The organism is Caballeronia sp. ATUFL_F1_KS4A (assembly GCF_023630905.1).
Classification (GTDB): domain Bacteria; phylum Pseudomonadota; class Gammaproteobacteria; order Burkholderiales; family Burkholderiaceae; genus Caballeronia; species Caballeronia zhejiangensis.
In genome coordinates this window covers 1-12,427 of sequence record NZ_JALQEB010000005.1, presented here as the reverse complement: position 1 = coordinate 12,427, position 12,427 = coordinate 1, and the positions used below count along the sequence as shown (strand labels likewise).

At 63.6% G+C, this 12,427-nt stretch carries 11 protein-coding genes and 1 tRNA gene; 7 read left to right on the top strand and 5 right to left on the bottom strand.

From position 1 onward, the window contains the following. Window positions 1-123: 123 nt before the first annotated feature. Window positions 124-492, bottom strand: a complete 369-nt coding sequence (locus NCS03_RS07205; RefSeq protein WP_175982918.1) for a DUF2946 domain-containing protein — start codon at window positions 490-492, stop codon at window positions 124-126. A gap of 272 nt (window positions 493-764) precedes the next feature. Between NCS03_RS07205 and NCS03_RS07200 the strand changes: the two genes are divergently transcribed. Together NCS03_RS07200 and NCS03_RS07195 are read left to right on the top strand one after the other, a co-directional pair. After that, window positions 765-851: transfer RNA gene (locus NCS03_RS07200), tRNA-Leu, on the top strand. A 168-nt stretch (window positions 852-1,019) separates the two neighbouring features. Next, window positions 1,020-1,862: a squalene/phytoene synthase family protein gene (locus tag NCS03_RS07195; protein ID WP_250528976.1), complete on the top strand. Its 843-nt coding sequence runs from the start codon at window positions 1,020-1,022 to the stop codon at window positions 1,860-1,862. Here NCS03_RS07195 and NCS03_RS07190 read toward each other — a convergent pair. Both NCS03_RS07190 and NCS03_RS07185 read right to left on the bottom strand, forming a co-directional pair. Beyond that, a complete protein-coding gene (locus NCS03_RS07190; RefSeq protein ID WP_244808069.1) occupies window positions 1,859-2,710 on the bottom strand; it encodes a DUF1501 domain-containing protein in 852 nt (283 codons plus the stop codon). The two genes, NCS03_RS07195 and NCS03_RS07190, sit on opposite strands and share 4 nt — an antisense overlap. 16 nt (window positions 2,711-2,726) lie before the next feature. After that, the gene (locus tag NCS03_RS07185; protein WP_250439695.1) at window positions 2,727-3,092 is read right to left on the bottom strand and encodes a hypothetical protein; all 366 of its coding nucleotides are present in this window, start codon (window positions 3,090-3,092) and stop codon (window positions 2,727-2,729) included. Between the two features lie 244 nt (window positions 3,093-3,336). On the opposite strand from NCS03_RS07185, the gene ompR reads away from it, so the two are divergent. The 4 genes from ompR (at window position 3,337) to NCS03_RS07165 (ending at window position 6,823) form a co-directional block, all read left to right on the top strand. After that, a complete protein-coding gene (gene ompR / locus NCS03_RS07180; RefSeq protein ID WP_008349770.1) occupies window positions 3,337-4,062 on the top strand; it encodes an osmolarity response regulator transcription factor OmpR in 726 nt (241 codons plus the stop codon). 61 nt (window positions 4,063-4,123) lie between these two features. Further along, entirely contained in the window at window positions 4,124-5,488 is a 1,365-nt protein-coding gene (locus NCS03_RS07175) for an ATP-binding protein (protein WP_008349773.1), read from the top strand. Window positions 5,489-5,660: 172 nt separating this feature from the next. After that, on the top strand, window positions 5,661-6,209 hold the full coding sequence (locus tag NCS03_RS07170) for a peroxiredoxin (RefSeq protein WP_008349775.1): 549 nt from the start codon (window positions 5,661-5,663) through the stop codon (window positions 6,207-6,209). Window positions 6,210-6,298: 89 nt separating this feature from the next. Next, window positions 6,299-6,823 carry a carboxymuconolactone decarboxylase family protein gene (locus NCS03_RS07165; protein WP_008349777.1) on the top strand — a complete coding sequence of 175 codons (525 nt, stop codon included), beginning with the start codon at window positions 6,299-6,301 and terminating at the stop codon, window positions 6,821-6,823. A gap of 16 nt (window positions 6,824-6,839) precedes the next feature. Here NCS03_RS07165 and ispF read toward each other — a convergent pair whose 3' ends face one another. Together ispF and ispD are read right to left on the bottom strand one after the other, a co-directional pair. Then, window positions 6,840-7,331, bottom strand: a complete 492-nt coding sequence (ispF, locus tag NCS03_RS07160) for a 2-C-methyl-D-erythritol 2,4-cyclodiphosphate synthase (protein ID WP_008349780.1) — start codon at window positions 7,329-7,331, stop codon at window positions 6,840-6,842. A gap of 26 nt (window positions 7,332-7,357) precedes the next feature. Beyond that, window positions 7,358-8,080 carry a 2-C-methyl-D-erythritol 4-phosphate cytidylyltransferase gene (gene ispD / locus NCS03_RS07155; protein ID WP_008349782.1) on the bottom strand — a complete coding sequence of 241 codons (723 nt, stop codon included), beginning with the start codon at window positions 8,078-8,080 and terminating at the stop codon, window positions 7,358-7,360. A 139-nt stretch (window positions 8,081-8,219) separates the two neighbouring features. Between ispD and mfd the strand changes: the two genes are divergently transcribed. Then, entirely contained in the window at window positions 8,220-11,696 is a 3,477-nt protein-coding gene (mfd, locus tag NCS03_RS07150) for a transcription-repair coupling factor (RefSeq protein WP_008349786.1), read from the top strand. The last annotated feature ends 731 nt before the right edge of the window (window positions 11,697-12,427 follow it).

Here is a 12,427-nt window from a genome sequence, read left to right as displayed (position 1 = left end):
TTTTTGCGATGAGCGCGCATCGGAGGTACCGTCAGTGCCGTGACGATATTCCCGACGAGCGGTCGTACGTTCATCGCGCTCATGTGCGCGACGAACATCGATGCGGTCAGACGAAGGAAGGCTTCAGGAAAGGACGGGCGGCGCGCGCGGGCTCGCGGCGTTGAAGGATTTCGAGGTGACGTCTTCGACGTTCGCGACGGCAGGCACGCGCGTGACGCGTTCGATCAGCGCGACGTCATGCACGACGCCCGTGACGATCGGCAGATTCTGCGCGAGCAGTCCGCAGTAGGAGCAGGCGTCGACATGACTCGCGGCGTCGTGATGGCCGGCGTGCGAGTCCGTTGCAGTCGCATCGACCGTGCAAAGCACCGCTTGCGGATTGGCGGCCTGGCGCGCGGCCAGCGTCTGACTGATGACCGGCGCGACGATGGCAAGCCACATGGCGGCGATGCCGAGCCATGCGACGAAGCGATTGCGCGCGTTGCGGTTCATGAGCGGGAATGTCGATGCCGAAGCGGAAGTGTGACGAGATTGTAGGCAGCCGATCTGCGAGCCGCAATCTTCGGGCGCGTATGGCCGGAATCGACGGCCATGCCGACGATTCTCGCGCCTCGCTTAAGCTCAGGACCGTCGACGCATTTTCGCAGACATCGCCAGATGAATGCGTTAGAATCTCGGGCTTGGCACAGTGGACCGGTGCCGGACACGGCGGCATCGCCGGGCGCGGGTCATCATCCGCAAGTGCCCAGAGCGCCTGCCGTGCTGCGAGGATGGCGAAATTGGTAGACGCACCAGGTTTAGGTCCTGACGCCCGCAAGGGTGTGCGGGTTCGAGTCCCGCTCCTCGCACCACACGAAAACCCCTTTCATCGGCAAAGGGGTTTTTTGTTTTTGCGGCCGGCTGATGCTGCCGCCGCTGCGCAGCGAAGCCGCGCCTCGCCGGATAAAATGAACGCCGCGCGGCCAACCGCACGACCAGAACCGACCCCGCCTCCCCTCGAACTCCCACAAGCTCCGTTCGTGAATTTCGACGATTACTGCCAGCAAAAAGCCGCGCCTGAAGGTTCGGGCACGTACTACGCGCTGCGCCGCGCGCCGGCTGCGAGCCAGCCGCTTCTGACCGCGCTCTATGCGCTTTATCGCGAGCTCGAAGAGACCGTGAAGGAGACGAGCGATCCGACCATCGGCCGCACCAAGCACGCATGGTGGCGAAGCGAACTCGGGCGGCTCGATGGCGGCGAGCCCACGCATCCGGTCACGAAAGCGTTGCAGGCGCACGCGGGCGATGCCGCGCATCCGGTTCTCGACGATGCCGGACGCGCATCGCTTGCCGCGATCGTCGACGGCTTCGGCATGGATCTCGATCAGGCGCGCTACCTCGACTGGCCCGGCTTGCGGCGTTACCTCGATCAGACGGGCGGCGCATTCGCGACGGCCGTTGCACGCGCGAGCGCGCGCAATCCGCAGCAGGCCGCGTCGTGGGCCGCGCCGCTCGGATCCGCGTTGCTGCTGGCCGAGCGCGTTCAGGACATCGGCGGCGATGCGCGCAATGGCCGCATCTATATTCCCATCGACGAGTTGCAGCGATTCAACGTGACGGCCGCGGACATCATCAATCGCAAGTACGGCGATACGTTCACGGACCTCATGCGCTTTCAGACCAGCCGCGCCCGCCAGGCGCTAGACGACGCGCTGGCCGCGATTCCCGCTTCGGAGCGCGCGACGCAACGCGTGCTGCGCGCGCAGGCAGCGCTGTCCTTCGCGCTTTTCGACGAGATCGAACGGGAGAACTTTCGGGTGCTGCATCAACGCATCGCACTCACGCCGATCCGCAAGCTGTGGATCACATGGAAGACGCGTTAGACGCGAAGGATCGGCAATGGCGCGAAGCGCGCGCCGAGAATCGATGACGAATCGATCTGCCCGCATGCGTCGAGCACCGTGGCATAGAGCGTTCTGAAGTCGACGCCGACGGACAAGCCGCCGTCCGCATCGAGTCGATCGAGTCGCGGTGGCATGCCGAAGAGTCCGCCGCGCACGCCTCCGCCCATCATGAAATGCGCCGCGGCCGCGCCGTGGTCGGTGCCGCCCGCGGCGTTCTCGCGCGCGGCGCGTCCGAACTCCGAGCGCGTCATCACGAGCGTGCGGCTCCATGCGCCGGACGCGATCAGCGACGCCCGCAGCGACGCGAGCCGCTCTGCCAGCGTGGCCAGCAGCGCCGCATGCCGGTGCGACTGACGCTCGTGCGTGTCGAAGCCGTGCAAGGTGATGTGCGTCACCTTCAGGTTCACGCGATCGAGCCAGCCGCCGGCGCGATATTCATCGGCATGCGATGCCGTGTCCCAGATCTGTCGCGAGCGGAAATGCGAGCGATTGGGAGCGTCATAGCCGACGCCCTGCACGATCGCCATTTCGTTGGCGCGCCACGCGCTCATCAACGGCAACAGCGACGGATGCAAGGCGGTGCGTTCATCGAGCATCAATGCGCGGTCTTTCGATATCGCGAGTTTCGGCCGCAACACGCGATAGCGCGCATCGGCGATCGGGATGACTGTGTTGAGCGCATCGTTGCCGCCGTCGAGGTCGACGATCACGAGGGAGCGAATCGAAGCAGAGGAAGTGTCGGAATGTGCGATGGCGCACGCATCGCCGATGCTGCCGAGACCTCCCGCGAACGCACCGGCAATCGAGAGAAATTCACGTCGGTCCATCGCGGGCACGCGCCGCTTACCGCTTGTAGAGATCGCGCACCGCTTCTTCGATATGCTGCCGCAAGAGACGGCGCTCGTCGGCGGTCATCACGGTGTGGCGCGGCGGGCGCGCGGGCGGCGCTTGATCCACTTGCTGAATGGGTTGCATGGCCGCGGTCTTCGGATCGTGGCTCGACGACCCCGAACCTTTGCCCACGCGCTGCTGCGCGCGAATCATTCTGCCATCGAAACGATTCGGGGAACTCGCGATGCCGCGATCGAAGCCTGTCGGTTGTGCATAGGCGTGAGGCGTGCTCAGTACTGCGTAGAGCGCACTGGCAAGAAGTGTCTTTCTGAGAATGCGCTCGTTGCGCACGGGTCCGCGCTGCCGCGCTCCCTTCATGTTGTTCCCTTCGTTGCTCGACAACCGGACAGCCTCAGTCTTTTCGCGCACGTCTCGAAGCGGCTTGGTCGTGCCGCGCGACGCACTGGTCTAATGGAGTATCTACCGAATGGCGGGCTTAGGTAAAGCAGTGTACGCAGCAAACCCCTAGGCCGTGCCACAGGCCCCGTAAATTTTGTAACGAACTGTTACACTCGCTTTTGTTACAAACTCGGCGTTTGAACAAACGCGCTAAGATGCCGCCATGGAAACCAAGAACCCTTCAAAAATTCTCGTCGTCGACGACGATCCGCGCCTGCGCGATCTGTTGCGCCGATACCTCGGTGAACAGGGCTTCAACGTGTACGTTGCGGAAAACGCCCCGTCGATGAACAAGTTGTGGGTGCGCGAGCGTTTCGATCTGCTCGTCCTCGATCTGATGCTTCCCGGCGAAGACGGTCTTTCCATCTGCCGGCGTCTGCGCGGCAGCAACGATCGCACGCCGATCATCATGCTCACCGCGAAGGGCGAAGATGTCGATCGCATCGTCGGCCTCGAAATGGGCGCGGACGACTATCTGCCGAAGCCTTTCAATCCGCGCGAACTCGTCGCGCGCATTCATGCGGTGCTGCGGCGTCAGACGCCGTCCGAATTGCCGGGCGCGCCGTCCGAAACCACCGAAGTGTTCGAGTTCGGCGAATTCGCACTGAATCTCGCGACGCGCACGCTCACGAAGAACGGCCAGGAAATCCCGCTGACCACCGGCGAATTTTCGGTACTCAAAGTGTTCGCGCGCCATCCGCGCCAGCCGCTTTCGCGCGAAAAGCTGATGGAGCTCGCACGCGGCCGTGAGTACGAAGTGTTCGACCGCAGCCTCGACGTGCAGATATCGCGTCTGCGCAAGCTGATCGAGCCCGATCCCAGCAGTCCGCGTTTCATCCAGACCGTGTGGGGCCTCGGCTACGTGTTCATTCCCGACGGCGCAGCCTGATCGATCCTAAGCGAGTTTCGTCACGCTCTCTCCCCTTCACCGAGCCGAACCCGACAGACTCATGCGAATCGACAGGCGGCTACTGGCGCTCGCGTTCGGCGGCCTGTTCTGGCGAACCTTCGCGCTGATCGCGCTGCTCATCGCAGTCAGTCTCACGGCGTGGTTCCAGAGCTTTCGCGTCATCGAGCGCGAGCCGCGTGCGCAGCGCGTGGCGCTTCAGCTCGTCGCCGTGGTCAAGCTCACGCGCACCGCCCTGCTCTATTCCGACCCCGATCTGCGCCGCGCGCTGCTTCAGGATCTGGAGAGCAACGAAGGCGTGCGCGTGTATCCGCGCGAGACCACCGACAAATACAAACTCCAGCCCGATGAATCGCTCAACCGGCTGATCGAACGCGACGTGCGCGGGCGGCTCGGCAACGAGACGATCATCGCGCAGTCGGTGAACGACATTCCGGGCGTATGGATCAGCTTCAAGATCGACGACGACGATTATTGGGTCGCCCTCGATCGCGATCAGCTCGACACCGTGACCGGCCTGCAATGGGCCGGTTGGGGCGTGTTCGCGCTCGCGCTGTCGCTGTTCGGCGCGGCGTTCATCACAAGTCTCGTGAATCGGCCATTCGCGCGTCTCGCGCTCGCCGCGCGCAAGGTCGGTTCGGGGCAATCGCCCGAACCCTTGCCCGAACGCGGCATGGGCGTTGCTGCCGAAACCAATCGAAGCTTCAACCAGATGGTGCAGGATCTCGAGCAGCTCGAGGCCGACCGTGCGCTGATGCTCGCGGGCATCTCGCACGATCTGCGCACGCCGCTTGCGCGCCTGCGGCTGGAGACGGAGATGAGCCCGTCGGACGAAGCGACCAAGCTCGCGATGATCGACGACATCGAGCAGATGGACATGATCATCGGGCGCTTTCTCGACTATGCGCGGCCGATGCAGCGCATGCCCGAGGCCGTCGACCTGTCGATGATCGCGAGCGAACTCGCCGCCCGCTTCCAGGCCGACGACGGCGTCGTCATGCGGACGGATCTCGCGCAGGGCGCGGTCATCGAAGGCGATCCGACGGATGCGCGCCGCGTGGTCGGCAACCTGCTGGAAAACGCGCGCAAGTACGGCCGCAGCGAACACGACGACATCGCCCGCATCACGCTGCAGACGCGCGTCGCGCACGGCAGGGTCGAGCTCTCCGTGATGGACGAGGGCCGCGGCATCCCCGACGATCAGGTCGCGCTCATCACGCGTCCGTTCTATCGCGTCGATACGGCGCGCACGCAGGCGAACGGCACCGGTCTCGGCATGGCGATCGTGCAGCGCCTCGTCACGCGACAGCGCGGCACGCTGCGTCTGCGCAACCGCACGCCTTTGCCCGGCTTCGAAGTCACCATCGACTTCCCGCCGATGAAAGGCGGCGTGCGCTTCGAAGGCTAGAGCGCGCCCGTTTCGGAAGCCGGAAACGGCCGAAGCACTCTTTTAATTCTGGTTAAGATGAAGCGGTTCAACGCTCGGCGCGGCCTGGCATGAACGTGTCACGCGAGCGTTACGGCGATACGGTAGTTTGGCTGGAGTTTGTCCTTTCAACGATTTCACAGGAGTTTTCCGCATGAAGACCGTTGGCGATAAAGTCGAAGCATTCACTGTCACCGCTGCGAAGCCGGGTTTCAACCATCACGAAGAGAACGGCCAGTCGGCGTTCGAGGAAATCACCGAGCAGTCTTTCCCCGGCAAGTGGAAGATCATCTATTTCTATCCGAAAGATTTCACGTTTGTCTGCCCGACGGAGATCGTCGAATTCGCGAAGCTGGCGGCCGATTTCGAGGACCGCGACGCGGTTCTGCTCGGCGGCAGCGTAGACAACGAGTTCGTCAAGCTGGCATGGCGCCGCGAGCACAAAGACCTGAACAAGCTGAACCATTACTCGTTCGGCGACGTGAAAGGCGAACTGATCGATCAACTCGGCGTGCGCGACAAGGAAGCAGGCGTGGCGTTGCGCGCGACGTTCATCGTCGATCCGGACAACGTCATTCAGCACGTCTCGGTCAATAACCTGAACGTCGGCCGCAGCCCGGAAGAAATCTTGCGCATCCTCGACGGCTTGCAAACGGACGAACTCTGCCCGTGCAACCGTGCCGTCGGCGGCGCGACGCTGTAAGCGTTTCCGGATGCCGCAAAGCCCGCCATCGAGCCGAGTGTATTCGGCCGATCGGCGGGCTTTTTAATGCCATCGAACAGGAGAAAACAATGGAATTTCTGTCTGCGATCAAGGAACTGGTGCCCGACTACGCGAAGGACATTCGCCTTAACGTCGACGGCACGATCGCGCGTTCATCGCTCGAAGGCAGCGATGCGGCTGGCGTCGCGCTCGCCGCCGCGTTTGCCGCGAAAGCGACGAAGCTCGTCGCCATCATTCGCAACTCGGGCGCGCTGTCGCCCGAAGAGACGAACGCCGTGCTCACCGCGGCCGCGCTGATGGGCATGAACAACGTCTGGTATCCGTACCTGGAAATGGCCGACAACGCCGATCTCAAGACGCAGCCCGCGAATTTGCGCATGAACGCGTATGCGTCGCACGGCGGCGTCGACAAGCGGCGCTTCGAGATGTACGCGCTCGCGGCGTCGATCGTCGGCAAGTGCCATTTCTGCGTGAAATCGCACTACGAGAATCTCGTGGCCGAAGGCATGTCGACGACGCAACTGCGCGACGTCGGCCGCATCGCCGCGGTGATCAACGCCGTCGCGCTGACGATCGAAGCCGAAGGGAAATAGCGCTTCCCGCCGCGCTTTAGCCGTCGATTGACGTCCGGCGCAAAAGCACCGCGGCCTGCGCTTCGATGCCTTCCTTGCGCCCGAGATAGCCGAGCTTCTCGTTCGTCTTGGCCTTGACGTTCACGCGATCCATTGAAAGATCGAGATCGGCGGCGATGTTTTCGCGCATGGCATCGATATGGGAGCTGAGTTTCGGCGCCTGCGCGATGATCGTGCTGTCGACGTTCGCGATCGCGAAACCCGCCTCCGACACGCGCCGGAACGCCTCGCGCAGCAGCACGCGGCTGTCCGCGCCGGCGAATTCGGTCGCCGTGTCCGGGAAATGCCTGCCGATGTCGCCGAGCGACGCCGCGCCGAACAGCGCATCGGTGATCGCGTGCAGCAGCACGTCGGCGTCCGAGTGGCCGAGCAGACCGCGCTCGTAGGGAATCGTCACGCCGCCGATGATGAGCGGGCGGCCTTCGACGAGCTGGTGGACGTCGTACCCTTGTCCGATTCTGAAATCCATCGATCCAAACCTTTGTTGAGTGTGAGTCAGGCGCCGGCCGAAAGCATCGCGCCCGCGAGCGCGAAATCCTCCGGATACGTCACCTTGAAGTTGCGCAGACTGCCCTGAACCAGTTTCGGCGAATGACCGAGCCATTCGATCGCGCTCGCTTCGTCCGTCAGGTCGTGGCCGTCGTGACGCGCACGCTCGATCGCTTCGCGCAGCATGCCGAGCCGGAACATTTGCGGCGTCTGCGCCTGCCAGAGCCCGTCGCGCGATTCGGTGCGCGCGACGCGCACGTCGTCCGTGGGGACATCGGGCATGTTCGGTGCGACGCGTTTCAGCGTGTCCGCGACCGGCAGCGCGAGAATGCCGCCGACCGCATCGTCGCGCAGTTCCGCGACAAGCTTGCGAATCAGCTCCGGCGTGATGCCGGGGCGCGCGGCGTCGTGCACGAGGACCCAGTCGTCTTCGCGCGCGCCGAATTTCGCGAGCGCGACGAGCCCGTTGTACACCGACGCTTGCCGCGAGGCGCCGCCGCAACGCTCGACCGCGAAGCGCAATCCGGCGAAGCGGCGCGCGTCGAAGTGGTTGTCGTCCGGTGCGAGCACGACGAGCGTCTGCGAGAATTCGGAGCACGCGTCGAACGCCGCGAGCGTGTACGCGAGCATTGGGCGGCCCGCGATCGTCTGGTATTGCTTCGGCATCGGCGCGCCGGAGCGGCTGCCGGTGCCGGCGCAGGGAATCAGTGAGAACAGGCGCGAAGTCACGGGCGAATAGTCGAGCAGATGAGGTGAACAAGTCAAAGTTGAAGCCCGGATTTTATAATAGGTCTTTCGCGACCACGTCCCGCGCACGCCGGTTCGACTCTCCGAACCCGCGTTTGCCGGACGGCTCCATGCACACCTTATGCCTTCCAAAGCCGTCAACGCGCAGTCCAGTTCTCCCATCGCGCTCGTGAAACCGGGTCAGCGCTTCGTCTTCGATGGCGCTTCCGGCTCGTCCGATGCGCTCGCCATCGCGCGCTACTACGCCGCGTATCGCGAGAGCGTGCCGCTCCTGACGGTCGTCACCGCGAGCGCAGTCGATGCGCAGCGTCTCGCCGCCGAAATCCCCTACTTCGCGCCCGATGCGCGCGTGCGCCTTCTGCCCGACTGGGAGACGCTGCCGTACGACACGTTTTCGCCGCACCAGGATCTCGTCTCGGAACGTCTCGCGACGCTGCACGATCTCGGCGAAGGCCGCTGCGACATCCTCATCGTCCCGGCGACGACCGCGCTCTATCGCATGCCGCCCGCGTCGTTTCTCGCGGCTTACACGTTCTCGTTCACGCAGGGCGAGCGGCTCGACGAAGCGAAGCTCAAGGCGCAATTGACGCTCGCGGGTTACGAGCACGTGAGCCAGGTCGTGCGGCCGGGCGAGTATTGCGTGCGCGGCTCGCTCATCGATCTCTATCCGATGGGCTCGGCGCTGCCGTATCGCATCGATCTGTTCGACGACCAGGTGGACTCCATCCGCGCGTTCGATCCGGACACGCAGCGCAGCCTTTATCCGGTGCGCGACGTGCGCCTGCTGCCGGGCCGCGAGTTCCCGTTCGACGAAGCCGCGCGCACCGCCTTTCGCAGCCGCTGGCGAGAGGTCTTCGAGGGCGATCCGAGCCGCTCGCAGATTTACAAGGACATGGGCAATGGCGTGCCCTCGGCGGGCATCGAATACTATCTGCCGCTCTTCTTCGATGAAACCGCGACGCTCTTTCATTACTTGCCGCAAGGCTCGCAGCTCGCGTTTGTCGGCGATATGGACGCCGCGATCAAGCGCTTCACGCACGACACGAAGCAGCGCTACGACTTCCTTTCGCACGATCGCGAGCGGCCCTTGCTCGAACCGCGCCGGCTCTTTCTGACAGACGACGATTTCTTCACGTTCGCGAAGCCCTTCGCGCAGTTGAAGTTTCCCGCGACGCCCGAAGGCGGCTGGGCCGTGCCGCTGCCGGGCCTCGCGATCGACCGTCACGCCGACGAGCCTTTGCTCGCGCTGCGTCACTATCTGGAGCAGACGGACAATCGCGTGATGCTCGTCGCGGAATCGGCGGGACGTCGCGAGACGATCCAGCAATTGCTCGCCGACAACGGCCTGCGCGGCGAATTGCGCGACACGTTCCACGAATGGCTGACCGCCGACGGCAAGTTCACGCTCGGCATAGCGCCGCTCGCCAACGGTTTCGCGCTGCCGTTGGAGAAGCTGTCGATCGTCACCGAGACGGAGCTTTACGGACCGCTCGCGCGCCGCGCCGGACGGCGTCGTCAGGAGCAGGCGAGCAACGTCGATTCGATGGTGCGCGATCTCGCCGAGCTGAAGGTCGGCGATCCCGTCGTGCATGCGCAGCATGGCATCGGCCGATACATGGGCCTCGTGTCGATGGACCTCGGCGAAGGTGAAACCGAATTCCTGCATCTCGAGTATCAGAACGAGGCGAAGCTGTATGTGCCGGTCGCGCAATTGCATGTGATCTCGCGCTACAGCGGCGCGGACCCGGAAAGCGCGCCGCTGCATACGCTCGGCTCCGGCCAGTGGGAAAAAGCCAAACGCAAGGCCGCGCAGCAGATTCGCGATACGGCCGCCGAGCTGCTCAACCTTTACGCGCGCCGCGCGGCGCGCGAAGGTTATGCGTTCAAGCTCGAGCCGCGCGACTACACCAAGTTCGCGGAGAGCTTCGGCTTCGAGGAAACGCCCGACCAGGCGGCGGCGATCGCAGCCGTCATCGGCGACATGACGAGCGGCAAACCGATGGACCGTCTCGTGTGCGGCGATGTCGGCTTCGGCAAAACGGAAGTCGCGCTGCGCGCCGCGTTCATCGCGGTGATGGCGGGCAAGCAGGTCGCGATTCTTTCGCCGACGACGCTGCTTGCGGAACAGCACACGCAGACCTTCACCGACCGTTTCGCCGACTGGCCGGTGCGCATCGCGGAACTGTCGCGCTTCAAGACCGGCAAGGAAGTTTCGACGGCCGTGCAGCAGATCAACGAAGGCTCGGTCGATATCGTCATCGGCACACACAAGCTCTTGTCGAGCGATGTGAAGTTCAAGCGGCTCGGGCTCGTGATCATCGACGAGGAGCATCGCTTCGGCGTGCGGCAGAAGGAGGCGCTCAAGGCATTGCGCGCCGAGGTCGACGTGCTCACGCTCACCGCGACGCCGATTCCGCGCACGCTCGGCATGGCACTCGAAGGCCTGCGTGATTTTTCCGTGATCGCGACCGCGCCGCAGAAGCGGCTCGCGATCAAGACCTTCGTGCGGCGCGAGGAAGACGGCGTGATCCGCGAGGCGATGCTGCGCGAACTGAAGCGCGGCGGCCAGGTTTACTTCCTGCACAACGAAGTCGAGACGATCGAGAATCGGCGCGCGATGCTCGAAGCGCTGGTGCCCGAGGCGCGCATCGCGGTTGCGCACGGACAGATGCACGAGCGCGAGCTCGAACGCGTGATGCGCGATTTCGTCGGCCAGCGCGCGAACGTGCTGTTGTGCACGACGATCATCGAGACCGGCATCGACGTGCCGAGCGCGAACACGATCCTCATGCATCGTGCGGACAAGTTCGGTCTTGCGCAGTTGCATCAGTTGCGCGGACGTGTCGGGCGTTCGCATCACCAGGCGTATGCGTATTTGCTGGTGCACGATCCGCAATCGCTGACGAAGCAGGCGCAGCGGCGGCTCGAAGCCATTCAGCAGATGGAGGAACTCGGCTCGGGTTTTTATCTCGCGATGCACGACCTGGAGATTCGCGGTACGGGCGAAGTGCTTGGCGACAAGCAATCGGGCGAGATTCACGAGATCGGCTTCCAGCTTTACACCGACATGCTGAACGACGCCGTGCGTGCGCTGCGCGAAGGCCGCGAGCCGGATCTGAACGCCCCGCTTGCGGCAACGACCGAGATCAATCTGCACGCGCCCGCGATTCTGCCCGCCGATTACTGCGCCGATGTGCAGGAGCGTTTGTCGTTGTACAAGCGGCTCGCGAACTGCGAATCGAGCGATGCGATCGATGGCATTCTCGAAGAGCTCGTCGATCGATTTGGGAAGCTGCCGCCGCAGGCGCATGCGCTCGTGGAGACGCATCGGCTGCGTCTTGCTGCGAAACCGCTCGGCATCTCGAAGATCGACGCGGGCGAGCAGTCGATCTCGCTGCAGTTCGTTCCGAACCCGCCCGTCGATGGCATGAAGATCATCGAGATGGTGCAGAAGCATAAGCACATCAAGCTCGCGGGTCAGGACAAGTTGCGCATCGAGTCGCGGAGTCCCGATCTCTCGGTGCGGATCTCTACTGTCAAGGAGACGTTGCGGGCGTTGGGGGGGCCGGTTCGGAAACCGGCCGCTGTTGTTCGGTGATTTTTTTGTTTTCGCCGGATCCCGATTTGCTTTCGGTCTGTCAGCGTTGCCTCCTGTGCGGGGTGGGGCTCACTTTGCTTACTGTAGTCGCCGGATCCCGGTTTCGTGGCGGTCTATTAGCGTTGCCCCTGTGCGGGGCGGCACTCACTTTCTTTGCTGCTGCAAAGAAAGTAAGCAAAGAAAGCAGCTTTTCAGGCCCGCGGTCACACGCAATTTGGGTAGTTCTCTCGTTCTCGATGGCACTCGCCTAACGAGTGCCCTCATAGGCCCAACCGGGCTTGGCTCGCGCACGGTCTGACGAGCCATTCCCTTTACCGCGCTGGTTCAGCACGAAATAGCTTCGGCACAGCGCTACGCGCTGCCGCCGGGTCTGCAAGGGAAACCATAGGTTTGCATGTGCGGTGCGAGAGAGAATTTAGTAGCAAAGCACACGCAGACCCGCTTGACCGGTCGGCCGCGAAGCGGGCTGGAGCTATTTGGTGCTGAACCAGTTTGGTGTGTGGTGCGATGTGACAGACCGTGCGCGAGCCAAGCCCGATGGGGCCTATGAGGGCACTCTTTAGGCAGCCCACGATGGACGAGAGGACTACCCAAATTGCGTGTGACCGCGGGCGTATCGGAAGCTGCTTTCTTTGGTTACTTGTATATTGAATTTGGCGTCCGGAAGCTGATCTCTCCCGTTCGCTCGAAGCGGTAGCCCGTTTGTGTTACATGGGCTCACAGCCCGAAAG